The sequence below is a fragment of the Verrucomicrobia bacterium S94 genome (genome assembly GCA_004299845.1).
In the GTDB taxonomy this organism is placed as follows: Bacteria; Verrucomicrobiota; Kiritimatiellia; order Kiritimatiellales; family Pontiellaceae; genus Pontiella.
The window spans coordinates 651,314-676,871 of the sequence record CP036201.1; the positions used below are offsets into that span (position 1 = coordinate 651,314).

Consider the following 25,558-nt stretch of genomic DNA (forward strand, 5'->3'; position numbering starts at 1 on the left):
CCGGGAATGACCATGAAAAACGGAATGCAGAGTTCACGTCGTGAAGCCATGGCGCTTGCGGCCGGAGGCCTGGGCGGGCTGATGCTCGGGGCTCCACTGCAGGCTTCAGCAATGAAGGAAGGAAAAGCGAAAGCTGTCATTCAGATCTGGATGTGGGGAGGTCCTTCGCATCTGGATACATTCGATCCGAAACCGGAGGCCGGGGCCGATTACTGCGGGCCTTACACGGCTCCCATCGAAACCAATGTCAGCGGAATCCGCATCTGTCAGGCGCTGCCGGAATTGGCGAAACACGCGGATAAATATGCCATTATCCGAAGCATGACGCATGGGATTAATGCCCATGAAACCGCATCCTACGTCACGCAGACCGGGCGTCCGGTCGGCGGCGATACCTTTCCCTGTGCCGGTGCTGTGGTTTCGCGCTTCAAAGGGGTCGATGCCGGGTATAAAGGGCTGATGCCGCCTTACATCGTTCTGACCAAACCTCAGGGCCGTTTCTCGGAGTCGGGCTTTATGGGGCTGCGCTATAAACCGTTTGCCACCGGCGGCCGGCCGAGCCAGACGCCTTTTACCGTTGAAGGCATTATTCAGAAGGGCATCACTCAGGCGCGTCAGGAAAGCCGTCGCGACCTCCTTGCCGCGCTCGATACCTTCGGCCGGAGGACTGCAGATAATCCACAGATCAGACACATGAATCTGTGCACCGATCAGGCCTACGAACTGATTCTCGGTGACGCCGGGAAAGTGTTCGATGTCAAAGATGAAGATCCGAAGCTGCGTGAACGGTACGGCCGCAGCGACTTCGGAGCATCCTGTCTGATTGCCCGGCGATTGGTGGAGCAGGGCGTGAAATACGTCACCATTAATTATAATTATTCGCCCAACTGGGATTCGCATAAAAAACATTTCGAGGTGATGCGTACACGCCTGCCGGAATTTGATCGCGGCATGGCCACGCTACTGGATGACCTTCATCAGCGTGGTCTGCTCGATTCCACCATTGTGTGGGCCGGTGGAGAATTCGGTCGCGGTCCGAAAATTCAGTGGGAAGCCCCCTGGAACGGCGGCCGCAGTCATTATGGAAAATGTTTCAGTCACGTGGTTGCCGGAGGAGGATTTCAGGGGGGGCAGGTCGTTGGCGCTTCTGATGAGACAGGTTCAGAGGTAGCAGACCGGCCGGTCTATCCGTGGGATCTGATCGGTAGCATCTATGAACAGCTGGGCATTGATCCGAATGCAAAACTGCCGCATCCGCAGGGGATCGATGTCCGCGTGTGTGCTACTGAGGCCGACGGCATCACCATCGGCGGGCGGCTTCGGGAAATTATGTCATGAAAAACGGATGGAAATGCTGGATTCCGGCCCTCGTACTGTGTGTAGCGCGTGCGGCACAGGCATCGAATGAACCGCACATTGGTTTTGCGTATCCGGCCGGCGCGCAGCAGGGCACTTCCTTTGAAATGCTGATCGGCGGGCAGTATTTCAAAGGAGCAACCAATGTATTTGTCAGTGGCGAAGGGGTGTCCGTTGAGATTCTGCAGTTTTCGGTCCGCTATGAGCCGCGACGGATCAATAATCTTTTCAATAACTATGAAAATACCAGAGCCTCCCTGGAAGAGGCGAAAGAAAAGGGCGATGCAGAACAGATCAAAAAGCTGCAGCAGCGCTTTGATCGTGCAGAGGAACAACTTCGGGTGGCCGATGCACCGCCCGGTATAGATCGATTCGACCGCAAGGCGATGCGGAAATATTACAGCTTCGATAAAAAGGAGCAGTTTAATCCCCAGCTTCAGGATCGTCTTCGGGTGCGGGTGAGCGTTGCGGAAAATGCGCCTCCCGGCGAGCGGGAGCTGCGCGTCTATACGCCGGCAGGGCTTTCCAATCCGTTCTGTTTTCAGGTCGGTACGCTGCAGGAGGAATGTGAAATTGAACCCAACGACGACCACATGAAACCGGATCTTCAGACAATTCCCGTTCCGGCCGTGATTAATGGTCAGGTGCGGCCCGGCGATATGGACCATTTCCGGTTTCGAGCGCGAAAAGGGGACTCCATTGTGGTCGATGTAAATGCCCGAAGGATTATTCCCTATCTGGCCGATGCGGTACCCGGCTGGTTTCAGGCGGTGGTTACGCTGTATGACGAGGACGGCAACGAAGTGGCTTATCAGGACGACTATAAATTCAATCCGGATCCGGTGCTGTTTTTTGATGTTCCGAAGACGGGCGCCTACACACTTTCAATCCGGGATGCCATCTATCGCGGCCGCGAGGATTTTATCTATCGCATCGCCATCGGCGAACTGCCGTTTATCACCTCGATTTTTCCGCTGGGGGCCCGGAAAGGAGAGCGGGTGGATATTGCGCTCACCGGGCGTAATCTTCCGAAATCGCGGCTGACCGGAAAGCTGCCGGACGACGGCAGCGAACTGCGGCATATTTCTGTCCGGAAAGAGGGCTACCGCTCGAATCAGATGCCCTTTGCCATCGGGGAGCTGCCCGAAATTTTTGAAGCAGAGCCGAACAGTGCGCCGGCCGAAGCGGAACCCGTGGAACGGCCGGTGCTGATCAATGGTCGTATCCAGCAGCAGGGCGACCGCGACCTCTACAGTTTTCAGGGTGAAGCGGGCGATTCGGTATCCGTTGAAGTCATTGCCCGGCGGTTGAATTCACCGCTGGATTCCGTCATCAGCCTCTCGGGGCCCGGGCTTGTCCGACCGGGGCGAAACGACGATTATGTGATCAAAGACAAAAGCCACCTCTATCTCGGAGCAGGGCTGGTTACGCATCACGCCGATTCCTATCTTACGCAGAAGCTTCCGGAATCCGGAACCTACTATGTTGAAATTGCCGATGCGCAGGGCAACGGCGGGCACGACTACGGCTACCGCCTGCGGATCAGTCAGGCCAGTCCCGACTTTTCTTTGTATATGGAGCCTTCCGGCCTGCACATCGGTCCCGGAGGAACAGCAGTCTTTACAGTCAGGACCATCCGCAAAGACGGCTTCCGGGAACAGATCACACTTTCGGCGGACGAGCTTCCCGAAGGATTTGTTATGAGCCGCGCCGAGATTGCCCCCGGTTCGGACCTGGCCCGTTTCACTATCACCGCACCGAAAAAGATGACCGGAAAACCGGTCAGTCCACGCATCACCGGAACCGCGATGATCAACGGGAAAGCCGTATCGCGCCCGGCGCTTCCGGTCGATGACCAGATGCAGGCGTTTCTCTATCGTCATCTCGTTCCCGCCCGCGAACTGGTGCTGGCCCCGGTTGAAAAACGCCCGCCCGTTCTCTTTCATGCAAAAGTTCCCAAATCCGGAATCATTGAGTTGGTCGCCGGTCGCGAAACCCGCATCGGTTTTGAGGGCACCATTGTTGGAAAACAGCGCGGTTACAGCGTTAAACTCGATCATCCGCCCGAAGGATTCTCCACCGCGAAAAACGGATGGATCGGAAAAAAACGCATCAAAACCAAAAAGAAAGATGGTCGGGATGAATGGCATAAAACCGATGCCTGGGGCACCATCATGATCAAGGTCGACGATTCCATCGAACCCGGCACCGAACTCAGTCTCGTGGTCTCCGCCGAAGTTAAACGCGGCCAGGAAAAAATCTACTATCCCGCCCCTGCCATTCCGGTCAAGGTGGTTGAGGAGAAAAAGTAATTCGATGAAGTGAATCTCTTTATCTGCTTTGACCGTAGAGAGCAGGCCGGACGGTGATTGATGTGCGCAGAAAACCGGTATGTGGTCAGAAATATAGAGACGTATAATCATCTCTGTGAATGAGAACCGGATGTGCACATATGGAGTCGTGGTGCCGGAAAAATCGATCGGGGCCAGTTTTGCCAATGAACCGTTGAGTGAGTTTGGATTCTGGGCGGATTGGGAGGTGGAGCCGAAGTGGAATCTGTGCAATGCACCGACGTCGGAGCAGGGAAAAGTGAAATCGGTCGGGGAATTTCTGGAGGGCCCGGACCGGGTGCTGGTCTGCACGCATCAGACGTTCCGTTTTGCGGTGGATGAATTGGGGTATGAGGCGTTCGATGACTGCCTGCTGGCGATTGATGAATTTCATCATGTTTCGGCTAATCCGGACAATAAACTGGGGGCGCATCTGTCGGAGTTTATTATCCGCGATAAGGTGCATATTGTGGCGATGACGGGTTCCTATTTCCGGGGGGATGCGGTGCCGGTGCTGCTGCCGGAAGATGAAGCGAAATTTGAAACGGCGACCTATACGTATTACGAGCAGCTGAACGGGTATGAGCATCTGAAAACACTCGATATCGGCTATTATTTTTATTCGGGAACGTATGCGGATGAAATCAGGTCGGTTTTGGATCCGGCTGAAAAGACCATCATCCATATTCCTAATGTAAATTCCCGGGAGAGCACGAAGGATAAGCATAAAGAGGTGGAACACATTATCGGGGAACTCGGGGAGTGGCTGGGCGAAGATCCGGAGACGGGATTCCAACGGGTTAAAACGGCCCGTGGCCGGATATTGAAAATTGCGGAGCTGGTTGATCAGGATAATCAGGCACGGATTCAGCAGAGTCTGCGAAATCCGAAAATAAAAACGGACCGGGATTATGTGGATATCATCATTGCGCTGGGCATGGCCAAGGAGGGGTTTGACTGGATCTGGTGTGAACATGCGCTGACGGTGGGCTATCGGGCGAGTTTAACCGAAGTGGTTCAGATTATCGGTCGAACCACGCGCGATGCCGAAGGTAAAACGCGGGCGCGGTTCACCAATCTGATTGCGGAGCCGGATGCTTCTGAGCTGGCGGAGCCGGATGCTTCTGAGCTGGCGGTGGCGGAAGCGGTGAATGATACGCTTAAAGCGATTGCGGCGAGCCTGCTGATGGAGCAGGTGTTAGCTCCGCGATTCAATTTCAAGCCGAAAAATCCGGGCAATGGTCCGGAAGAGGGTTTTGATTACGGAGAAGGCGGTTATAAATCCGGAGAGTGTAATGCCGGATATAATAAGAATACCGGTGAAATGCAGATCGAAATCAAGGGGCTGGCCGAACCAAAGAGCGAGGAGGCCCAGCGGATTTGCAAAGACGATTTAAACGAGGTCATCACGGCGGTTGTTCAGGATAAACAAACGATTGAACGCGGTCTTTTTGATGAAGAAATGGTTCCGGAAGAGATTACGCAGCTTCGGGTCGGTAAAATTGTCAGCGAAAAATATCCCGAATTGGATGCAGAGGATCAGGAGGCCGTGCGACAGCATGCGGTGGCGGCATTGAACCTGACGCAACAGGCAAAGAAAGCGCTTACAGATGTGCTGGGAGGGGGGGGCGGTCAGGAGGAGTCGCCCAATACCGCGCTCATTGACGGGGTGCGGAAGTTTGCCATGGATGTTCGTGAGCTGGATGTGGATTTGATTGACCGGATTAATCCGTTCAGTGAAGCCTATGCCATTATGGCCAAGACCATGAATGAAACGCGTCTAAAAGAGCTCAAGGCCATTATTGCGGCAAAAAAGGTGAACCTTTCGATGGAAGAGGCGCGGGACCTGGCTCGTCGGGCGTTGAAGTTTAAAACTGAACGCGGTCGCCTGCCGAGCATTACTGCGGCGGATCCCTGGGAGAAACGGATGGCTGAAGGTGTTGCGTTTTTAGCGAAGAAAAAAGCGGAGGCGGACAATGGGCCAAGCTAAAAATCAGTTTACGGAAGAAGACGATGCGTTGCTCGGGGCCTTGGGGGTCGATGTTGAGGCAAAGAAAAAGACCAGGTACACCAAGGAGGAGGAGCGGGTTATTGCGGGATTTGAGGAGATTCAGCGTTTTGTGGAAGAGTCCGGGCATCCTCCTCAGCATGGAGAAGATCGGGATATTTTCGAACGCCTCTATGCCGTGCGGCTGGATCGTCTGAAGGAGCTGAAAAAATTTCATACACTGCTTTTGCCGATGGATCATCAGGGGCTTTTAAGTGCAAAAAAAGAGTGTCCAGAGGAGCCGTTGGATAAACTGAACGATGACGAACTGCTCGAGGCATTAGGGGTGGAAACGCCGGTGGGTTCTATTCAGCAGCTGAAGCATGTTCGTTCGAGCAGGGAGATCCGTGCGGCCGAGGAGATTGCCGGCCGGGAAAAATGTGAAGAGTTTGATGCGTTCAAGCCGCTCTTTGAACAGGTTCGGGAAGAGCTGAAAGCGGATATGCGGCAGATGATCCGATGCAATGATAAAACTGATGTGAAAGTTGGTGATTGGTTTGTTGTGGATGGACTGACGGCCTATATCGAAAGTGAAGGCGAGGCATTCATTACCGGAGAAGGACGGGAAGATCGGCGTTTGCGGGTGATTTTCAGCAATGGAACCGAAAGCGGGATGCTGCGACGTTCGTTTCAGAAACTTTTATGGGAGGATGATACTGCCCGGCGCATCGTGATTCCTGCCGATATGGGGCCGTTATTCGGAGATCGTGTATGCGAAGAAGATCAGGCTACAGGTGTGGTCTACGTACTTCGAAGCCAATCAAAACTTCCATACATTGTCGAAAACCGGGAGTTGATTCATAAAATCGGATTCACGACAGGAAGCGTGGAAAAACGGATTGCAGATGCGGCAAACCAGGCAACCTATCTATTGGCGGAGGTGGAAGTGGTTGCGACCTTTGCTCTTTATAATGTGAATGCGGGCAAACTGGAAAATGTGTTTCATAAACTGTTTTCACCCGCCCGCCTTGATATCGAAATAAAGGACCGATTCGGAAAACCGTTCCGGCCTCGGGAATGGTTTTTAGTGCCTCTTCATATCATTAAAGAAGCGGTGGATAAGGTGATCGACGGAACTGTTGGGGACTATAAATATGATCCCCGAAAGGCCGAATTAATTATGAATTAATTGTATAGTCCGCATGGACACAAAGTATGCAGTATGCCGTCTCCGGCGGGGAACAGACTTTCCTTTCTCTTTGAGTCGTCACTGATGCCGAAGGAGATGGTCTGCAAAAACGCTAAGTGTCACCCTTCGATTCAGATCAGCTGCTGATTTCTTCTTTTTTTTGAGGTGCTGTTTCCCGGCATTGTCAGTTGGTCTGAAGAGCGTTGAAAAACGGCGGCGGGCAATGCGGTCCATCTGTGACAGAAATACTTTTTAAATGGAGCGGCCAGATTTCATCAGGTAAAGAGACGGGCTGCTTGAATCATTACCATGTTCTGCCTGTTCGTCCTTTGTTGAATGTCAGGCTTTACGTCGGGCTGCCTCCCCGCCTAAGGTCAAAGTTCCTTTTAAGTGGTCAGGAGATTGTGATGGAAGCGGAAACAGCATTCGCACCGGCGGAACGCGCGCCGTATGAAGAGATAAAACGGCAGTATTCATTGCTTTCCGGGTTGCCGTTTGTGCGGGAGTTTCTCGATGCGATGCCCAATGTAGCTGTTGTTTTGAATCGTGAACGACAGATTGTTTTTGCCAATGCGCAGTTTCGAAACTTTGTCGGGATTGAGATCGAAGAGGGTTTCGGGCCTGACGAGGCGGATCGGGCTTTCCTCGGGAAGCGCCCGGGCGAAGCGGTGGGGTGTATACGGGCCTGTACAACGGATGGGGGATGCGGAACGACGGTTTTTTGTCAGACGTGTGGAGCCGTTCATTCCATTTTAAACAGCCAGAGAACGCATGCTGAGGATGTCCAGGAATGCCGTATGGTGCGAGAAACACCGGCGGGTCAACTTGATCTGCGGGTCTGGTCGCGTCCGATTGATGTGAAAGGCGAACATTTTACCGTTTTTTCCGTCGTTGATATCAGCGATGAAAAACGACGCAGAGCTCTTGAACGGATCTTTTTTCATGATGTGCTCAATACCGCCGGAGGTTTGAAAGGTCTTTCCGAATTGTTAATCGAAGCTGATTTTTCCGGTGAAGAGTTCAAGGATGTTTCCTATATGCTTTTAGAGGCAACAGAGCACCTGCTAGAGGAAATCTCGTCTCAAAGCCAGCTTCTGGCGGCGGAAAACGATGAGTTGCAGGTATCGGTTGAAAAGATCCAATCTCTGGACCTCCTTTCCCGAATTATTCGCCAGTTCCATTCGCACAGCAATGCGCAGGACAAAGAACTGCGCGTAAGTAAGTCGGCGGAGTTTTTTGAATTTACCTCTGATCCGGTGCTGATCCGTCGGGTATTAATGAATTTGACCAAAAATGCGTTAGAGGCTGTGGAAGAGGGAGAGGCCGTTGTTTTGAACTGCTTTACCGAAAGCGATGAGGTTTGTTTTTCGGTTCACAATGACGTTGTGATGCCGGAAAACGTATTCCGCCAGTTATTCACCCGATCATTTTCCACCAAGGGCAAAGGACGCGGTCTGGGGACGTACAGTGTGAAGCTGATTACGGAGAAGTTTTTGCGTGGCCGCGTTTCATTCATTTCGAATGAAGAGCAGGGAACGGTTTTTACGGTACGCTATCCCAGAACGTTAACTGGATGTGAAGGCTCGTAGCATTAAGCGTTAACGCTGAACCCGGAATCGATGGTCCGACGGGGTTTTAGTGGGAGGTAAGAAACCGCCGACTTAAGGATGCGCATCAGCTTATTTGTCGGTTTTAGATACGGGTTTTCCGGCGGGGCGGGCGTCTTCTTTTTTTGATTGCTGGCGGTCGGCGGAGGGGAGATCGATGTCCATAATGAAGCCCTGTTTGCTGAGGATGAGCAGGCGCTGTTCGTTTTCGATTTTCACAGAGTAGGGCAGCATGTGCAGCTGGAGCAGAACCTGAATCTGGTTGGGGGAGAGATGCAGGCCTTTGTATTCGGTGGGCAGGACAAAGTCGCAGCCTTCTTTCCAGCCGGAGCAGCCGTAAGCGGTTTTTCCGCGAATCACGGGTTTCCCGCAGACGGGGCAGTCGCCGAGTCGATCAATCTCGATTTTTTTGGAGGTGCTGGATTTAATCAGACTGCGGGTGTAGCCGATGATGCCGTCCATGAAATCGCCGGGCTGTGCTTCGCCGCGCTCGATCTGTTTGAGTTTTTCCTCCCATTCGCCGGTCATTTCGGGGGATTTGAGCAGCGGGTCCTGAATGAGGGCGATGAGGCAGCGGCCCATGTCGGTGGCACGGATCTGTTTTTTATCGCGCCGGATATAGTTGCGGCGCAGGAGGGTTTCGATGATGGCGGCGCGGGTGGCGGGGGTGCCTATGCCGCGTTCTTTGAGGGCTTCGCGCAGGGAGTCGTCGTCTACCCATTTTCCGGCAGCTTCCATGGCGCCGAGCAGGGAGTTTTCGTTGAAGGCTTTGGGCGGTTTGGTTTTGCCTTCTCGCGTGGAGGGTTCGTGGGGGCCGGTTTCTCCTTTTTTAAAGGCGGGAAGCTGCTGGTCATCGTCTCCGGCGTCGGGCTCCTTTTTCTTCTTTTTCTTTTTCGGGAAGAGGGCGGTCCAGCCGGGGTCGACGATGATGGTGCCTTTGGCCTGAAAGGGGACTTCGGCGCTTTCGCCGTCGACGGTGGTGATTTTTTTGATGCAGACGGGATAAAACGCGGCGATAAACTGGGTGACGATGGCGTTGTAGACGACCTGTTCGTTGGAGCCGAGCGATCCGGGCATCATGCCGGTGGGGATGATGGCGTGGTGGTCGGTGACCTTCTTGTCGTCGACGATACGTTTGGTAAAGGGCAGTTTGGAAAGGTCCAGCACTTCAATCTGTTCTTTCCGGAGTCCCTTCAGTTTTTCAAAGATTCCGGGAATCCTCGGTTTCATGTCGGCACTGAGATAGCGCGAATCGGTTCGCGGATAGGTGACGAGTTTGGATTCGTAGAGATTCTGCGTGGCGGCCAGGGTATCGGCGGCGGAGAGACCGTGGCTTTTGTTAATTTCGCGCTGCAGGGTGGTGAGGTCAAACAGCTGCGGCGGCTGTTCCTTTTTCTGGCGTCCGGTCACTTTGGTGATGGTGAAGGGCTGTCCGGTTATTTTATCGAGCAAAGCCTGGGCGTCATTTTTCCTGTCGAACCGGTCGCCGGTGAATTTGAAGGTGGTTTCCCGGTATTGGGTGGTGAGTTCCCAGAACGGCTTAGGACGGAATTTCATGATTTCGTCGTCGCGCTGAACAATCATAGCAAGGACGGGGGTCTGCACGCGGCCGATGCTCCAGAGTACGCGGTCGTCTCCGGCGGAGAGTCGGCCGTGTTTGACGGTGAAATAGCGGGTGGCATTGAGGCCGACAATCCAGTCGGCTTCGGAGCGGCAGCGGGCGGCCAGGTAGAGCGGGTCGTAGTCGTGACCGTCCTTGAGGTCTTTGAAGGCTTCCTGAATGGCGTCAGGCGTGAGTGAGCTGAGCCAGAGGCGTTTGATGGGTTTGTCTTCGCAGTTGCTGAGCGAGAGGATGTAGCGGAAGATGAGTTCGCCTTCGCGGCCGGCGTCAGTGGCGCAGACAATTTCCTCGGCTTCGCGGCAGAGGTTTTTAATGATTTCAAACTGTTCCGAAACTCCGGGGTTTTCGATGAGTTTAAGTTTAAAGGTGTCCGGAATAAAAGGCAGTGAATCGAGACGCCATTTGCGCAGTTCGGGGTCGTATTCGCCGGGATCGAGCAGCGTCACGAGATGTCCGAAGGCCCAGGTGATAGCTATACCCCGGCCTTCGATACAGCCGTTTTTTTTGCCGGTGATTTTAAGCACCGATGCAATATCGCGGGCGACCGAGGGTTTTTCTGTAATGACAACTTTCATGAAAAGTACTGGGTATTTCGTAAAGCGTAATTGGCTTGGAATTAGACATCTTGTACATTGGCGGCTGTCTGTTCAATCAATTATGGAGTCCGGTATGGTTCGAAAGTTGTTAGTTGTTCTGATTGCTGTCTTTTTGGCAGTGGTCTGGGTGCGGGCTTCGGACATTACGGTGCTGACGGAGGAGCCGGTGGCGGAGTTTGCGCTGCCGGACGGGTCGGTGCTGAAGAATGCATTTGTCTGGCGGCGCAGTTCAGAGGGGCTGATGATTGTGCACGACGGTGGGCAGTATTTTCTGAATTTCAAACTGCTGCCGGATGACTGGAAGGCTGCGTATCTGGGAGAACCGAAGTCGTCTGTATCCGGGGAGACAGAAGCGCAGCTGCCGGACTATGTTCTGAACGATCCGCATGGACTGCAGCAGATTCTGGAACGGGTGCCGGAACTGACTCCGGTCGGGCTTCGTTTTGTGCTGCGTGAAGGCGCGGATGAAGCATCGGCGGGGACGGCTTTCGGGATGGCGATTCTGCAGAGTCTGCTGGATGAAAAGTTCGATACTGCGCGGCGGCTGATGCTGATCAGCGAAGAGCTGGGGCAGGAGATTGAGGGTGTGGGACGTGATGATGTGGCGAAAACGTGTCCGGTCTGTAATGGCGAAGGACGGGTATTTCTGGAGTGTAAAGCGTGTGGCGGTAGCGGAAAATGTGCCCGTTGCGGCGGCGAGGGCGAACGCGAGACGGGGATCGGTAACCATACGGTTCGCTGTACGGCCTGCCGGGGAACAGGGGATTGTCCGGTCTGCGGCGGAGCGGGCGGTAAAACCGTGGTATGCCGGGCGTGCGGCGGACGCGGCCGGATCCTGAAGACCAAATACTGCGAAGTCCGGCTGAACCGTTTGGTGCAGACGGCCAACCGCATGGCGGATCCGGACTGGACGCAGACGGTGGTGCAGGCGGATCGTGCGCATGTACTGAAAACGCTGGAGCGGATTCCCGGGTTGGAATACGGGGCGGCGCGTTTTTATGCTTCAGATGCTTATAACGGAGCTATGGATACCAATATTGTGCTGGCCTGTGCGGTGCATTCCATTCTGAATAAAGAACTGGAGGAGGCGGAGCGTTTTCATCTGATCATTCAGGCGAACTACGGCGGAGATGAAATTTTTGAGCTGAAGAATTATCTGAATATCTGCAGCGTCTGCGACGGGAAAGGCTATCTGGTCCACGACTGCAGTGTCTGCAACGGAAGCGGAAAGTGTCCGCGTTGCGGCGGGGACGGTTTATGTGAGAGCCTGTTCGATGACCGGACGTATCCATGCACAGCCTGTCGGGAAAATAAAGGAAAGTGCAGGGCCTGCGGCGGAACCGGCGAAAAACGGGTACGTTGTTCTGCCTGCGGGGGTTCCGGCCGAACGATCGATGAAGAGCGCTGCCGGATCCGGCGCGAACTGCTGATCCGGGAGCTGAACGGCTATTACCGCGAACACATGCAGCAGTAAAAAGGTTGTTTTTTTACTGTTTCGGCATGTTGCGCTGCATATTTCCGATACAGCCGGCATCAATTACGTTGGTGTAGCCTGCTGTGATCAGATTTCGTTTCGCCACGGCTGAGCGGTTTCCGCTGCGGCAATAGAGAATAATCGGGGCCGCTTTGTCGGTGGTGTGCTGAACGATGCGATCGACTATGGTATCGTGGGGAATATTGCCTGCGTCTTTTACGTGCCCGCGCTCGAATTCGCCGGCAGTGCGGGTATCAATGATCAGTGCCCCGTTTTTTATCACATCGGGAAGATTACCGCGTTTGTCGCCTTTGCCCCCGTACAGCAGATTTACGGCAAGAATGCCTACGACGATGGCAGGAGCATTTTTCCCAGTGTTCGAATCATGGGTGCACCCCATGATGATGGAGTGCACCGTCGTTTCCCACAGGAATTCCGAGTCGGACCATTTCAGAGCTCAAGGACTTTTTCGAGTCCTTTGGACGAATCAAAGTTGAGGATGCGTCCGTCGAGATCAAGCTGAACCGAGGAACCGTCGGCGGTCAGTTTCACTGCGGAATCCGGGTGTCGTTTTTTCCAGACATTGGACAGAGCAAAAGCGCGTTCCAGTCCGTCGCCGCGCTGGAAATTCCAGACTTCGTCGGGCTGGGCGATGCGGGAGCCGTCGTAGATCGATTCATTTTCCAGATGCTGCAGGGTCTGGATGAGGTCGTCGTCGGACAGATCCGCCGTGGCTTCAATCACAACCGGATTGCGTTCAAGTCCGGCCTTGATAAACGGAGCCCAGTCGGTGACGGATAGATCGCGGCTGGCGTAGAACGCGAGATCGGCCACCGGATGGGTGTTCCGCAGGCCGCGGATATATTCGATGATCTCCTCGCGGCCGGTGCCGACGGGAATGTCGATCGGGCCGGGGCTATTGAAGGTTTTGGTTTTATCATCCGGGAGTTCCGGTTCGAGGTGTACAAAATCAACCAGCCCTTCAATGACCGACATTTTACGGTCCATATCGCGCGTGCATTCAATTCTTTCCGCAAGGGCTTTCATGCTTTCTTTGTCGAAATGTGAAATGGGATTGCCTTTAAGGAAATCCGCCAGTTTGGTGAGCTGGATGCGGTCCTGGATGGGCTCGGTATAGAAGTCGTATTCATCGATTTGCTCGAGCAGTTTGTCGCGGGTTCGGTCGTCGGAGACTTTGTAGGGACTTCCGTGCTCGTAGGCATAGGCTCGCTCGATCGGCAGATACTGCTCTTTGCCATGACGCAGATATTTAATCTGGAAACATTTCTGGAATTCGGAGCGTTCGCGCAGGAAATTGGCCAGAATTTCAAAGGTTATTTCGGTAGTGGTGAATGCATCGAGCTTTTCTTTGAACCGGTCGAAGCTCTCTTTGGTAATAGTGGCGTTGTCGTAAACGGTATGGATGTAGCCGGTGCTGTTGGCCACGATGGTCACCTGTTCGTTCCGCAGGGCGCGTTGGGCCTTGGCCGTGAGGTCGGTACCGTTGAACCACATGTTTTTGGTGACGAGGCGTCGGTTGTTGGTCAGTACGCCGTCGTTTACATTGATGAAGTTCTGGGAATGCAGCGGGGTGGCGATCAGGAAAATATCCTCCAGCGGAATATCGCAGATAATAAAGAGGGCGGCGGCATAGAGAGTGGAAAGGGAAACACATTCTCCGGCACCGACGCGGTAGTTTTCCTTGTAACGGAATGCATCCATCGCTTCGAGGGTTTCCGTTTTCCAGAAAGGAATCACGTTGGAATTGTATTTATCCAGTCCGAAGTGTTTGCGGATATCGAGTGAAAAGTAGTGTTTGTCGCCTTCATAGCCGAACAGGGCATTGGACTGACTAATGATCTTTTCGTCAATGTACGGTTTGAAGCGCTCCAGTTCCTTTTCCTTGGTGGTGAGTCCCCAGGTGTCGAGGTCGAGGTTGAACTCATAGTTATCGATAATGAACTGCTTGAGCCGCTGGATTTTTTTGTAGGGCTTCATTTTATCCAGTTTGGCGAACCATTCGTGCTCTTTCCATTTCCAGATTCTGGGCGACATGATATTGGCCAGTACCAGACTGTAGAGCAGTTCCGGGAAAACAAAAATCTCCATGTCCGACAGGGAGATCGCGGATGAATACTTCTCGAGTTGATCTTCAGGAATCTTGGGATATGTGTTCATGGCGGGGCATTGTATGGAGTGAAAACGGCTTGAAAAGGAAACAATGCTATGAAAAACGATTATCTTTTCGGTGCTGCTAGGTGCGGTAGAATCCCGCTCGGTGTGTTTTCTGCCGTTCGGCAATGAATGCGGAGGCAGGGATTTCTGCTGCTGGAAACGAAAAAAGGCGCCGGGCGGCGCCTTTTTTTCATGTGTTTGCGGGCTTGAAAGCACCGCGCACCCGAACGGGGTGTCTATAGTTTGCTCTCGTTTTGTTTTTGGTATTGCTGCATAGGCATTCTCCTTTTTCAGGTGAAGGACTCTTTTCAGATCCGCCGGGGCTCAACGTTCAGCCACTCCTGGACAGATCTGAGATTCAGGCGGCACGTTTTTCCCGCAGTTTTCCTGCTTCCAGCGGAGGTGTAAAATGCACCAGCTTCGGAAGCGGGGCTTTGCGGTCACCCAGGTGCTTGAGCCGTTTCCATTTGCTGAACACTACCCAGCCGGCTGTTTCTGCAAGCATGCATGCAGGTGCCAGGATCAACAGCGAACGCATCAGCAGTTCGCTGACGGGGGTGGCTGCTGCCGGATTTTCTGCTGTCAGCATATAGCTGACGGCGGTGGCTCCGACCGAGTACAGCGGAGCCCAGAGCAGGGCGCCTCGTGCGAGGGCATCGCTCAGATTGCGTTCTGTTTCCCGTTCCATTAGTATTTTTGTATTCATTTTTTTTCCTATTTTAACAGGGGTGTGGTTATTTCCGGATACAGTTCACCTGTGTGAGCTGTAAGGTTTAGATGGAGGGATGCTCGGGCTACGGGGCCGGTGGTCACGCGCCGTGTGACCCCTCCTTATTCAGATGTCCCGATCGTTGGATTCGCGTCAGCGTTGTTGATCCGCCGAAAGGGAATTCGAGGTTTGTTGTGTGTGTTGAACCGGACAGATCGCCATACCCAGATTATTCCACATGGGCATCCAGGATTCTGTTGCGCTCATGGCTTCCGCCACCGGTTCTTTCAGGTTGCGAATACGTTTCATGATGCCCTTCAAAGGGCTTTTCATTTTCATGACTGATCTCGCTTTTTTCATCATCGTTTTCAAATATGACCACTTTAGTCAAATATTGCCCGCCCTGTATGCATTAGCCGTGCCATTAAATTTTTAATTGTGTAAAGGTCACGGAAACAATAGGATAACGATATTATAGTTTTTTAGAGGGACGGGGTTTGTGTACATATATGTTGTATCGGTATATTTTGCGTTCAAAATTGTATTTATTTTGGCGGCTGGTGGCCGGGTGTGGCATATGATCTGTTCTCGCTCGGAACTGGAGTTCCATAATGACTGTTTTCGTATTCGTATTTGTGATTTAGCTTTGTTGAGTATTGGGAGGCACGAAACCGCGTGTTGATTGAAGGAGAAGGAGCATATGATGAAAAAGATGGTTGTTGGCTGCTGTGTTTTTGCATTGGTGATGGGAACGGTTGCGGAACGGTATTCATTTGTCGGGCACCGGGCGCAGGGCATGGGGGGCGCGAATGCGGCATCAGTGAATGATACCTCGGCGCAGTGGCATAATCCTGCTGCGTTCGGTTTCTTTAACCGCGATGCAGATGAAGTGCCGGGGTTGCAGACCAATGTGATTTCCAATCTTGTGGTAGAGGTCGAGCAGGTCACGGTTTCCAATCAGGTTCCGTCCGCAGCATCCGGCTCCGGAACAAACAGCGTGACTGCGATCGATACCCCTGTGGATTATTCGTTGATGACAGTGAATGTAACCAATTCCTATTATACCTATACCAACGAGGTTGTGGAAGCCATGGTGGTTCCGGATCGTGCGCGGGCTGACAATATGGAGCTTGAAGAGAACGACTGGGGATGGAACATGCTGGGAATCGGTGCCGGCTACACGATGACGGAGGATATGCCGGAATATGTCACGGCGCTGGCGGAGATTGATTTTGATTTGTTTGACGGCGGGGGCTGGACGGTCTTTCGTCAGAGCTGCCGGAACAGGTGGATACACTGCTTCAGTTGAGCGGCGTACTCTTTGGCCTTGGTTCTAATCCCGACAATGCCTTTTATGTGGATGCAACGGCGGGGATGAGTTTCCGGTTCGGTAATTTCGGCGTGGGTGTGCGGGGCTTTGCGGAAGCGGCCGGCTTTATTGATTATATGGATACACAGCGGTTCGGTGTGGAGCAGTCCCTTGCGGACTTTAATACCGCCCTTGATGATGCCGCACTGGAGGACGGGTTTTCCGCTTTGGGTTATACCTATGAATCCATCAACCCGGGGGATCTGGCGGCGAGCGGTATTTCAGGCGACCAGGAGGCATATCTTGATTATAAGCTGACTCAGCTTAAAAATGACGGCTATCTTTCGGAGAAACTGATTGATGATGCTGTGGAAATGGTAAATCTGATTAAATTCGGAGAAAATCCCAATGATCCCGGCAGCGACAGTTTTGAAAACAATCAGAGTACGGTGACTGCCCGGGGATTCGGGTTGCTTGAGGTTCCGTTCAGCTACGGCCATGCCTTTAACGATCATCTTTCTTTCGGGATCACAGCCAAGGCGATGTACGGCACTGTTACGGGAACCAAAATTCGTTTTGCTAATGGGGATGCTTTTGAAGATTCGCTGGATAATATGGAGGAGAATACAGAGGCCTCATTCAATTTCGGCTTGGATTTAGGCGTGCTGTATCGCATGAAGATGCTGCAGTTCGGTGTGGTCGCGCACAACATCAATGCGCCGAAATTCAAAGGTTTTACTGATGAAATCCAGCTGACGGATGACGAAGGAGATCCGGTAGGCAGTCCGATTAATATACGTGTTCCGGATTATACCATCGATCCGCAAATCACACTGGGCGCGGCGTTTGTGCCTTCCAGGCGGTTTATGATTGAGATGAATTATGATCTGCTCGAAACCGGAACGCTGATGGATAATTATGATATTCAGCGGCTCTCCTTCGGTACCGAGCTGGATATCTGGCTGCTGGCATTCCGTCTGGGGGCCTACAACAATCTGGCGGCGGATTGGCAGGATTGGATTGCCACAGGGGGGATTGGTCTTAATCTGTGGGCCATGCGGTTTGATGTCGGCGGCGCGTATTCCATTGGCGCGAACGCGGAATATGAAGGAACTGAAATTCCTGAGGAAGCGCGGCTCTATGCAGCCGTCTCAATGGAATTTTAACATGCAGGAGGGGCGGAGTTTCTTCGCCCGGGTGCGCCTTGCTTAAACCAGCCCCTGCTTCTCGAAAGCCTGATAGATTTTCCGTCCGAGCCAAGCGTCGGTGGCGGCATACGTCTGCTGGGATTCGGTCAGTTCATTGCGGGCCCAGTTGGAAACCTGCTCTTTTTTCGAAATGCGGAAATTAAACAGAATAGCGGTGAGTCCGCGCAGACCGAGGTTTTTTATGCCGGCCTGTTTGGCGGGGGTGGCCAGTTCCACGAATCCGGCGGGGGAAAACGGCTGCAGGGCCTGAAGCTCCGAAACATCGCGTTCGATGGCGACACCGGCTTTGACAATATTCGGTGACGACAGTACGCGGATGAGATTCGGGGTGAGGCCGCACTGCTGAATCTGGAAGAGGTATACCTCGTTTTCGGTCGCCAGCTGGAGCAGGGAGGGATCATAGCTTTCCCCTTTACGGAAGGCCGGCCGGGTTTCCGTGTCGAACCCGAGCAGGGTTTCGTTTAGGAGTTTCCCTGCGGCTTCATCGGCCTCGGTTTCGGTGTTCAGCAAATGGATCGGTCCGTCATATGAACGCATGGGCAGTTCATTGATGGCGGCTTTGGTCATATGTTTTTTATCTGGAAAATCGTTCATGTGTTCCTAACCACTACTTTGTACTAATCAACACTAATTTCAGGGAACAGGGAAACTGATTAGTCAAAATAAGTGAAAATCATCGGTTTTTATGGTCCTGTTCCTTGCGCCATTGGTCGGCGACCCACAGGGACTGTTTTGCCAGGCCCATCAGGATTTTACAGTCGGGAACGGTCAGTTTGCCCCGGTTGAAGATGCGGCGCAGTCCCATCATCATATGGTCGAGTTTCTGGTCGTGTACAAATTCGGTTTCAATCATCATTTCACGCCAGATATCAAACATACGTTCGCGCAGGTCGGAACTGGCTTCTTCTGCAGATTCTTCCGAAGGCCGGAAAATGCCCAGCGCGGTGTAGATTTCGTAGCAGCAGATATAGACGGCATGCGAGAGGTTCAGCGACCGGTAGAGTTCGTCGGTCGGAATCTGGATAATATGGGTACAGAGAGCGAGCTCTTCATTGAAGAGTCCTTTATCTTCGCGCCCGAAAACCAGCGCGATTTTATGGTCCTTTGCACTTTCCAGTGCGATGGGCGCAAAATCGCGGGCAAGATACGCCGTGTCGCGATAAAATCCGGTTCGGGCCGATGTGCCGGCAACGACCGTGCAGTCGGCGACGGCTTCGCGCAGGGTATCAAACTTCCGGATGGACTCGAACTGTTCGCGCGCATTGCAGGCCAGTTTGCGGGCTTCGTTCCAGTCGGTTTCGGGTCTGGCATCCACGACCGCCAGATCGGTAATGCCATTGTTGTTAATTGCACGGCAAACCGCACCGATATTTCCTCCGTGTATCGGATTTACGAGGACAACTCTAATGTTGTCGAGTGGATTGGAGTTTGTTTCTTTGTTCATAATAATGGGTTATTCAATCATGAGTGGGTGAAAGGGGGAAGGGGCGAGTGGGGGATTATTTAATGATCCAGTCATCTGCCCCATCGATCATTCGAACAAGCTGTCCGATGATATGATCACATTCTTTATCCAATGTTTGGAACGTTTCTTTATCGATGTAGCTGCACTTCAGGGAAAATTCCGGCCGAACCTGAGTCTCGCAGGCCTCGGCTTCACAATCAGACCGTTTTTCAATGAATGCGGCTTTATATCTTCGCTTTCTCCACGCTGCGGAAAGGTTTGCGCATACAGAACGAGACGAACGCCTGACCTGATCGGTCAGTGAGTACTTCTCCTCTGCAGGAAACGATTTGGTGAGCTCAAAGATCTCCATCGAAGCATGAAAAGCATTCTGGTAAACCTTCAAGTCTCTATGGTTACTGATTCGTTCTCCCATGGTACACCCTCTCTGCGATTCACCCATTCTCCCCGTCGATAAAACTGCGGAGCAGTTTTATCTCCTCTGCCCAGATTTCTTCATGAATGGTTTCGAGGATCAAAGGGATTCCATCGAAGCGGGGATCGGCCATGATATACTTAAAAACGTCCAGTCCCAGGAATCCCTGCTCGAGGCTGTGGTGACGGTCAACGCGGCTGCCGAGCTCTTTTTTGGAGCCATTGAGGTGCATGCCTTTCAGATAGTCGAAACCGATGAGGGCGTCAAATGCTGAAAAAAACGTGTCGCAGTTTTCCGGGGTCCGGAGATCGTAGCCGGCTACAAAACTATGGCAGGTATCGATGCAGACGCCGACGCGCGACTGATCCTTTACCTGATCAATAATTTCAGCCAGGTGCTCAAAGGTATAACCGAGGTTGCTGCCCTGACCGGCGGTATTTTCAAGAACCGCGGTAACACCTTCAGTTTGATCAAGGGCCAGATTAATGGATTCCGCGATGGTGCTCAGACATTCCGGTTCGGAAACTTTTTTAAGGTGGCTGCCGGGATGAAAGTTAAGCCGGTCTAGGCCGAGCTGTTCGCAACGGCGCATTTCGTCGATGAAAGCGGTGCGCGATTTGGCGAGGTTTTCGGCGTCGGGATGGCCGAGGTTGATAAGGTAGGAGTCGTGCGGCAGAATCTGGTGCGGTCCGAATCCGTGTTCGGCGCAGTTGGCCCTGAAGGCCGAAATACTTTCTTCTGAGAGCGGTTTGGCAACCCATTGACGCTGGTTTTTGGTGAATAGCGCAAAGGCATTGGCCCCGATTTCGACCGCATTCAGGACCGCATTTTCAACACCGCCGCTGGCGCTTACATGGGCTCCGACATATTTCATGCTTCCTGCTTTCCGTTAAAAAGAGCAAAGATCAAACCATATTCGGGAAGGTGAGAAAAGCCCCCATCGGGATGGATCCTTTTATTGGTCGGAATTTTCGGGTTTTGTGAAAAGTAGGGCTTTTGACCGGTTGAGGTCTTCCTCGATTTTCGTAAAATTCTAACAAAATGGCGAAAATGAAGTGCATGCGGGGGGTGGAAAATACGGAAAATTGTCCTAAATGCCGAAAACGTGATGATGCTTATGGCGTTTTTTGAGTTTTTTTAATTGTGTACTGGTTCGGTCATATTTACATTTTGGCGATTATTTAACGAGGAACTGAAAACTATGGATACAAGTAATTCGAATATTGAGAATGTCGATTACGATAAACAGGACTGGCTTGATGCGCTTCACGAGATGCTCGAGAACGAGGGCGCAGACCGTGTGAAGGACATTCTCTACGACCTGCAGGTAGAGGCTCACCGTATCGGTGTGCGCCTCCCGTTTTCCGCCAACACTCCTTATATTAATACTATTCCGAGGGATGAACAGCCGGCTTATCCGGGCGACCGTGAAATGGAGCGTCGTATAAAGTCGCTGATCCGCTGGAACGCTATGGCCATGGTGGTACGGGCCAACCGCGAGGAAGACGGAATCGGCGGGCACATTTCGAGTTACCAGTCCATTGCCACCTTGTACGAGGTCGGTTTCAACCATTTTTTCCGCGGGCGTACCGAATCGTTCCCGGGCGATATGGTTTATTTTCAGGGCCACTCCTCGCCAGGCGTTTATGCGCGCGCCTATCTTGAAGGCCGTCTGAATGATGACCATCTGAAAAACTTCCGGCATGAACTTCACGACAAGCCGGGCCTTTCCTCTTATCCGCATCCGTGGCTGATGCCCGATTTCTGGCAGTTCCCGACCGTATCCATGGGGCTGGGGCCCATCACCGCGATCTATCATGCGCGGTATATTAAATATCTCGAAGACCGCGGTTTGCGTGAGCCCACCGATCAGCGGGTCTGGGCTTTTCTGGGCGACGGCGAAACCGATGAGCCGGAATCGCTGGGAGCATTGAAACTGGCGGCCCGCGAAAAGCTTGACAACCTGACCTTTGTCGTCAACTGCAACCTGCAGCGTCTTGACGGTCCGGTTTCAGGAAACAGCAAGATTATCCAGGAGCTGGAAGCCACATTCCGCGGTGCCGGCTGGAACGTGATTAAAGTGATCTGGGGCGACAGCTGGGATCCGCTGCTGGAAAAAGATGAAAGCGGCATGCTCGTGAAACGTATGGGCGAGGTCGTAGACGGACAGTATCAGAAATACACTGTTGAAGATGCCGCGTATGTCCGCGAACATTTCTTTGGAAAATATCCGGAAACCGCAGCACTCGCAGAGCATCTGTCGGATTCCGAAATCAAACGCATGCGCCGCGGCGGTCACGATCCGGTCAAAGTTTATGCGGCCTACAAAAAGGCGGTTGAAACCAAAGGACGCCCGACCGTGATTCTTGCCAAAACCGTTAAGGGATACGGCATGGGTGCCGCCGGTGAGGGACAGAACATCACGCATTCGCAGAAAAAACTCGGCGAGGATGCGCTGCGTGAATTCCGCACCCGTTTCGGTCTGCCGATTTCCGATGAGGAAATTAAGGATGTGCCGTTCTACCGTCCGGCCGATGACAGTCCGGAAATGGAATATCTGCGCCAGCGCCGTGCAGCACTCGGGGGACATGTTCCGACCCGTCTGACCGAATACACTCCGGTTGAGATGCCGGCCGATAAAATTTTCCAGGAATTCGATGCCGGATCCGATCGTGCCGTTTCGACCACCATGGTGTTCGTCCGTGTACTTTCGAAACTGTTGTCCGATAAAAATATCGGAAAACTGGTGGTGCCGATCATTCCGGACGAAGCCCGTACATTCGGTATGGATGCACTCTTCCGCCAGGTCGGTATTTATGCCCATTCCGGCCAGCTGTACGAGCCGGTGGATGCCGATAACCTGCTGTATTACAAGGAAGCCAAAGACGGTCAGATCCTTGAAGAGGGGATTACCGAAGCCGGTGCGTTTTCCTCGTTTATTGCCGCGGGTACGGCCTATGCCAATCACGGTATCAACACGATTCCGTTCTACACCTACTATTCGATGTTCGGTTTCCAGCGTATCGGCGATTCCGCCTGGCTGGCCGGTGATTCCCGTTGCAAAGGCTTCCTGATGGCTGCAACGGCGGGTCGTACCACACTGGCGGGTGAAGGACTGCAGCACCAGGATGGGCACAGTCATGCTCTCGCGCTGACTTATCCGAACGTGGTGGCCTACGACCCTGCATTTGCCTACGAGCTGGCACTGATCATCAAGGACGGTATCCGTCGTATGTATGTGGATAACGAACAGGTCTACTATTACATCACCCTGATGAATGATAACTATTCGCAGCCGGCCAAGCCGGAGGGCAGCGATGAGGGCATTCTTAAAGGGATGTATAAGTTCCAGTCTTCGGAAAAAGCTCAGGCGCAGATTCTCGGTTCCGGAGCCATTCTGCCGGAAGCGATCAAAGCTGCGGAACAGCTGAAGAAAAAATATAAAATCGAAACCAACGTCTGGTCGGTTACCAGTTATAAAAATCTGATTAACGATGCGCTCGACGTTGAACGTGAACAGGTGCGTAACGGAAACAGAGACGCGAAGGCCTACATCACGCAATGTCTGGAAAATGAAAACGGTCCGGTTGTGGCCGCTTCGGACTATATGAAATTGCTGCCGAATGCGTTGAACAAGGCGGTTCCGGGAGGCATTGTTTCGCTGGGTACCGATGGTTACGGCCGTTCCGATGGACGTGAAGCATTGCGGAAGCATTTTGAAGTGGATGCGAATGCCATCACCTTTGCCGTACTTTCCGAGCTGGAAGCCCGAGGCGAATTTGATAAGAAGAAACTCGATAAAGCCCGCAGGGATCTGGGCATTGATCTCGATAAACCGAATCCGCTAGGAGAATAAGAATCATGGCACTTGAATTTAAACTTCCAGAGCTTGGAGAAAATATTGAATCCGGAGACGTGGTTAACGTGCTCGTCGAAGTCGGCGAAACGGTAACCGAAGGTCAGTCGCTGGTTGAAATTGAAGCGGGCAAAGCCAGTATGGAAATACCAGCACCGGCCGCCGGTACCATTTCAGCTATTCATGTTGCCGCGGGCGATACCGTTGAGGTAGGCCAGCTTGCGTTCACGATTGATGACGGAGGTGCTGTGTCACCGGCCGCTGAAGAAGCTTCGGCCGAAGAACCGGAAGCGGAAGAAGCTCCGGCAGAAGACGGTCCGGCGGAGAACGAAGCGGAATCTGCTCCGTCCGGCGGCGGAGATACCGTTGAATTTAAACTCCCGGATCTGGGAGAAAATATTGAGTCGGGCGACATTATCAATGTGCTTGTGGCCGAAGGCGACCGCGTGACGGAGGGGCAGTCGCTGCTGGAAATTGAAGCGGGCAAAGCCAGTATGGAAATCCCTGCTCCGGTTGCCGGGGTGATTAAAGCCGTGCATGTGGCTCAGGGCGACACCGTAAGCGTCGGCACGCTTGCCTTCACCATTGAATCGAGCGGAGCAGCACCGAAAGCTGCTCCGGCCCAGGAGGCGAAACCCTCTCAGGCCGCTCCGGCAGCGCCGGCCCCGAAACCGAAATCCCGCGAGCCGGAACAGCCGGTTGTGGTACGTCCGCCGGAACCGAAAAAACCGGAGCCGGTTAAACATCAGCGTCCGGTCAATGCGGTTTCCGCGGCCCCGAATGTTCGCCGTCTGGCGCGCGAACTGGGTGTGGATATCCATATGGTCAAGCCGTCACGCGAGGGCGGTCGTATCAGTATGGAAGATGTGAAGAACCACGCGAAAGGCACCATTGAAAGCGGGGGTGGTGGACGCCGCTCAAGCGTTCAGGGGGCTACCCGTGTGGAAAAAATGTCGGGCATCCGTAAGGCGACCATGAACCACATGGCGCATTGCTGGGCTACAATTCCTCACGTTACTCAGCAGGACTGGGCGGACATCACGCATCTCGATGAATTGCGCAAAAAGTTTGCAAAGAAGGCGGAGGCACACGGAGCCAAGCTGACTGTTACAGCCATTCTCGTGAAAGTGGTGGCATCTGCGCTGAAAGCATTCCCGAATTTCAACTGCAGCATCGATGCGGATAATGCAGAAATTATCTACAAGGATTTCTACAATATCGGGATTGCTGTTGATACGGATAAGGGACTGATGGTTCCGGTCATTCGTGATGCCGATCAGAAAAATATGATCGAACTGGCCGGTGATCTGGGGGCGATTGCTAAAAAAGCCCGTGAAGGTCAGATTGCGCTGGAGGATCTGCAGGGCGGAACCTTTACGATCACCAATCTTGGCGGAATCGGCGGAACCTTCTTTACGCCGATTGTGAATTCGCCGGAAGTGGCGATTCTCGGTGTCGGCCGGGCCGTCAGGCAGGACGGCCGGATGATGATGCCGCTGTCGCTGTCCTATGACCATCGCATCATCGATGGTGCAGACGGTGCGCGCTTTATCCGCTGGATTGTGGATGCACTTGAAGAACCGCTGCTGCTTGCTCTGGAAGGCTAAGTATTGCATTAGCCGCCCTGATGTGGATGATAATGGCCATGGATTCAACCATGGCCATTTTTAATGCCTGCATCACAGTGCTGGACTACGAAACCACCGGCTCGGTTCGTGGCTTTCCGACGGAACCGTGGCAGATCGGTATGGTGACGCTGAAGAATGGAAAAGTTGATCCGGATTCCATGTTTGAGAGCTGGCTGAAGATTGATCCGGAGCGGCCGTTTAATCCCCATGCACCGGGGCGCCATGCGCAGCTGCGCGGTGAGCTGGCTGAAGCTCCGACGCCGCAGGAACTCTGGCCGTCGGTCAAAAAAAGGCTCACCGATTTTCCGCTTTGTGCACATAACATCGGAACCGAGAAAAAATTTACACGGCTGATGGCTCCGATGCATCCGTTCGGAATCTGGATTGATACGCTCCGGATTGCCCGCAAAGCGTGGCCGGGCTGTACGTCCTACGCGCTGGAAGATCTGATTGTTCTGCTCGGTCTGAAACAGAAGGTTGATGTGCTTTGTACGGGAAAAGAGGCACATGATGCGCTATATGATGCGGTCGCTTCCGCCAGGCTCCTCGAATACCTTCTGGAACAGCCGGGGTGGAGCAATCTGACCGTCGGGGAGCTGGCCGCTTTATAGGGTTCATAACCGCCCCGCCGCA

The 25,558-nt window shown here is 53.1% G+C and carries 19 protein-coding genes and 1 pseudogene; 11 read left to right on the plus strand and 9 right to left on the minus strand.

Features of this window, described 5'->3' with window-relative positions; translation table 11 throughout:
- Positions 1-6 precede the first annotated feature (6 nt).
- From EGM51_02890 to EGM51_02910, 5 genes and pseudogenes are all read left to right on the plus strand, one after another.
- Positions 7-1,338 (plus strand): DUF1501 domain-containing protein, encoded by a 1,332-nt coding sequence (locus EGM51_02890; GenBank protein QBG46391.1) that lies wholly within the window; start codon positions 7-9, stop codon positions 1,336-1,338.
- Positions 1,335-3,668, plus strand: coding sequence for a hypothetical protein (locus tag EGM51_02895; protein ID QBG46392.1), 2,334 nt, complete (start codon positions 1,335-1,337; stop codon positions 3,666-3,668). Before EGM51_02890 ends, EGM51_02895 begins: the two co-directional genes overlap by 4 nt.
- A gap of 145 nt (positions 3,669-3,813) precedes the next feature.
- Positions 3,814-5,676, plus strand: a pseudogene (locus tag EGM51_02900) (DEAD/DEAH box helicase).
- Complete coding sequence (locus EGM51_02905) at positions 5,663-6,862, plus strand: GIY-YIG nuclease family protein (GenBank protein ID QBG46393.1); 1,200 nt, start codon at positions 5,663-5,665, stop codon at positions 6,860-6,862. Before EGM51_02900 ends, EGM51_02905 begins: the two are co-directional and overlap by 14 nt.
- A gap of 407 nt (positions 6,863-7,269) precedes the next feature.
- Positions 7,270-8,451: a HAMP domain-containing histidine kinase gene (locus EGM51_02910; protein ID QBG46394.1), complete on the plus strand. Its 1,182-nt coding sequence runs from the start codon at positions 7,270-7,272 to the stop codon at positions 8,449-8,451.
- Between the two features lie 90 nt (positions 8,452-8,541).
- Here the strand turns inward: EGM51_02910 and topB are convergent, their stop codons facing one another.
- The gene (gene topB / locus EGM51_02915) at positions 8,542-10,665 is read right to left on the minus strand and encodes a DNA topoisomerase III (GenBank protein ID QBG46395.1); all 2,124 of its coding nucleotides are present in this window, start codon (positions 10,663-10,665) and stop codon (positions 8,542-8,544) included.
- A 94-nt stretch (positions 10,666-10,759) separates the two neighbouring features.
- Here topB and EGM51_02920 point away from each other — a divergent pair, with 94 nt between their 5' ends.
- Complete coding sequence (locus EGM51_02920) at positions 10,760-12,160, plus strand: hypothetical protein (protein QBG46396.1); 1,401 nt, start codon at positions 10,760-10,762, stop codon at positions 12,158-12,160.
- Positions 12,161-12,173: 13 nt separating this feature from the next.
- On the opposite strand, the gene EGM51_02925 is transcribed toward EGM51_02920, so the two are convergent.
- The 4 genes from EGM51_02925 to EGM51_02940 form a co-directional block, all read right to left on the minus strand.
- A complete protein-coding gene (locus tag EGM51_02925) occupies positions 12,174-12,575 on the minus strand; it encodes a rhodanese-like domain-containing protein (protein ID QBG46397.1) in 402 nt (133 codons plus the stop codon).
- Between the two features lie 35 nt (positions 12,576-12,610).
- Complete coding sequence (locus EGM51_02930; protein ID QBG46398.1) at positions 12,611-14,338, minus strand: hypothetical protein; 1,728 nt, start codon at positions 14,336-14,338, stop codon at positions 12,611-12,613.
- Between the two features lie 355 nt (positions 14,339-14,693).
- Positions 14,694-15,041 (minus strand): hypothetical protein, encoded by a 348-nt coding sequence (locus tag EGM51_02935; GenBank protein ID QBG46399.1) that lies wholly within the window; start codon positions 15,039-15,041, stop codon positions 14,694-14,696.
- Between the two features lie 156 nt (positions 15,042-15,197).
- Entirely contained in the window at positions 15,198-15,383 is a 186-nt protein-coding gene (locus EGM51_02940) for a hypothetical protein (GenBank protein ID QBG46400.1), read from the minus strand.
- A 361-nt stretch (positions 15,384-15,744) separates the two neighbouring features.
- Between EGM51_02940 and EGM51_02945 the strand changes: the two genes are divergently transcribed.
- Positions 15,745-16,353 (plus strand): hypothetical protein, encoded by a 609-nt coding sequence (locus EGM51_02945; GenBank protein ID QBG46401.1) that lies wholly within the window; start codon positions 15,745-15,747, stop codon positions 16,351-16,353.
- Positions 16,332-17,519 carry a type IX secretion system membrane protein PorP/SprF gene (locus EGM51_02950; GenBank protein ID QBG46402.1) on the plus strand — a complete coding sequence of 396 codons (1,188 nt, stop codon included), beginning with the start codon at positions 16,332-16,334 and terminating at the stop codon, positions 17,517-17,519. Before EGM51_02945 ends, EGM51_02950 begins: the two co-directional genes overlap by 22 nt.
- A gap of 42 nt (positions 17,520-17,561) precedes the next feature.
- Here the strand turns inward: EGM51_02950 and EGM51_02955 are convergent, their stop codons facing one another.
- The 4 genes from EGM51_02955 to EGM51_02970 form a co-directional block, all read right to left on the minus strand.
- Positions 17,562-18,155, minus strand: a complete 594-nt coding sequence (locus EGM51_02955; protein ID QBG46403.1) for a 3'-5' exonuclease domain-containing protein 2 — start codon at positions 18,153-18,155, stop codon at positions 17,562-17,564.
- A gap of 79 nt (positions 18,156-18,234) precedes the next feature.
- Positions 18,235-19,005 carry an RNA methyltransferase gene (locus tag EGM51_02960; protein ID QBG46404.1) on the minus strand — a complete coding sequence of 257 codons (771 nt, stop codon included), beginning with the start codon at positions 19,003-19,005 and terminating at the stop codon, positions 18,235-18,237.
- Positions 19,006-19,060: 55 nt separating this feature from the next.
- Complete coding sequence (locus EGM51_02965) at positions 19,061-19,441, minus strand: four helix bundle protein (protein QBG46405.1); 381 nt, start codon at positions 19,439-19,441, stop codon at positions 19,061-19,063.
- Between the two features lie 19 nt (positions 19,442-19,460).
- Positions 19,461-20,315, minus strand: coding sequence for a deoxyribonuclease IV (locus tag EGM51_02970; GenBank protein QBG46406.1), 855 nt, complete (start codon positions 20,313-20,315; stop codon positions 19,461-19,463).
- A gap of 327 nt (positions 20,316-20,642) precedes the next feature.
- On the opposite strand from EGM51_02970, the gene aceE reads away from it, so the two are divergent.
- From aceE to EGM51_02985, 3 genes are read left to right on the plus strand one after another with little or no spacing between them, the layout of a single operon-like run.
- Complete coding sequence (aceE, locus tag EGM51_02975) at positions 20,643-23,297, plus strand: pyruvate dehydrogenase (acetyl-transferring), homodimeric type (GenBank protein ID QBG46407.1); 2,655 nt, start codon at positions 20,643-20,645, stop codon at positions 23,295-23,297.
- A gap of 5 nt (positions 23,298-23,302) precedes the next feature.
- Positions 23,303-24,904, plus strand: a complete 1,602-nt coding sequence (locus EGM51_02980) for a dihydrolipoyllysine-residue acetyltransferase (protein ID QBG46408.1) — start codon at positions 23,303-23,305, stop codon at positions 24,902-24,904.
- A 20-nt stretch (positions 24,905-24,924) separates the two neighbouring features.
- Entirely contained in the window at positions 24,925-25,536 is a 612-nt protein-coding gene (locus EGM51_02985; protein ID QBG46409.1) for a 3'-5' exonuclease, read from the plus strand.
- Positions 25,537-25,558: the final 22 nt, after the last annotated feature.

Coding starts and splice junctions, on each gene's coding strand:
- EGM51_02905 (QBG46393.1), top strand. CDS start 5,663: ATGGGCCAAGCTAAAAATCAGTTTACGGAAGAAGACGATGCGTTGCTC.
- EGM51_02955 (QBG46403.1), bottom strand. CDS start 18,155: ATGAACGATTTTCCAGATAAAAAACATATGACCAAAGCCGCCATCAAT.
- EGM51_02940 (QBG46400.1), bottom strand. CDS start 15,383: ATGAAAATGAAAAGCCCTTTGAAGGGCATCATGAAACGTATTCGCAAC.
- EGM51_02920 (QBG46396.1), top strand. CDS start 10,760: ATGGTTCGAAAGTTGTTAGTTGTTCTGATTGCTGTCTTTTTGGCAGTG.
- EGM51_02945 (QBG46401.1), top strand. CDS start 15,745: ATGATGAAAAAGATGGTTGTTGGCTGCTGTGTTTTTGCATTGGTGATG.
- EGM51_02930 (QBG46398.1), bottom strand. CDS start 14,338: ATGAACACATATCCCAAGATTCCTGAAGATCAACTCGAGAAGTATTCA.
- topB (QBG46395.1), bottom strand. CDS start 10,665: ATGAAAGTTGTCATTACAGAAAAACCCTCGGTCGCCCGCGATATTGCA.
- EGM51_02985 (QBG46409.1), top strand. CDS start 24,925: ATGTGGATGATAATGGCCATGGATTCAACCATGGCCATTTTTAATGCC.
- EGM51_02970 (QBG46406.1), bottom strand. CDS start 20,315: ATGAAATATGTCGGAGCCCATGTAAGCGCCAGCGGCGGTGTTGAAAAT.
- EGM51_02895 (QBG46392.1), top strand. CDS start 1,335: ATGAAAAACGGATGGAAATGCTGGATTCCGGCCCTCGTACTGTGTGTA.
- EGM51_02935 (QBG46399.1), bottom strand. CDS start 15,041: ATGAATACAAAAATACTAATGGAACGGGAAACAGAACGCAATCTGAGC.
- EGM51_02980 (QBG46408.1), top strand. CDS start 23,303: ATGGCACTTGAATTTAAACTTCCAGAGCTTGGAGAAAATATTGAATCC.
- EGM51_02960 (QBG46404.1), bottom strand. CDS start 19,005: ATGAACAAAGAAACAAACTCCAATCCACTCGACAACATTAGAGTTGTC.
- EGM51_02890 (QBG46391.1), top strand. CDS start 7: ATGACCATGAAAAACGGAATGCAGAGTTCACGTCGTGAAGCCATGGCG.
- aceE (QBG46407.1), top strand. CDS start 20,643: ATGGATACAAGTAATTCGAATATTGAGAATGTCGATTACGATAAACAG.
- EGM51_02965 (QBG46405.1), bottom strand. CDS start 19,441: ATGGGAGAACGAATCAGTAACCATAGAGACTTGAAGGTTTACCAGAAT.
- EGM51_02910 (QBG46394.1), top strand. CDS start 7,270: ATGGAAGCGGAAACAGCATTCGCACCGGCGGAACGCGCGCCGTATGAA.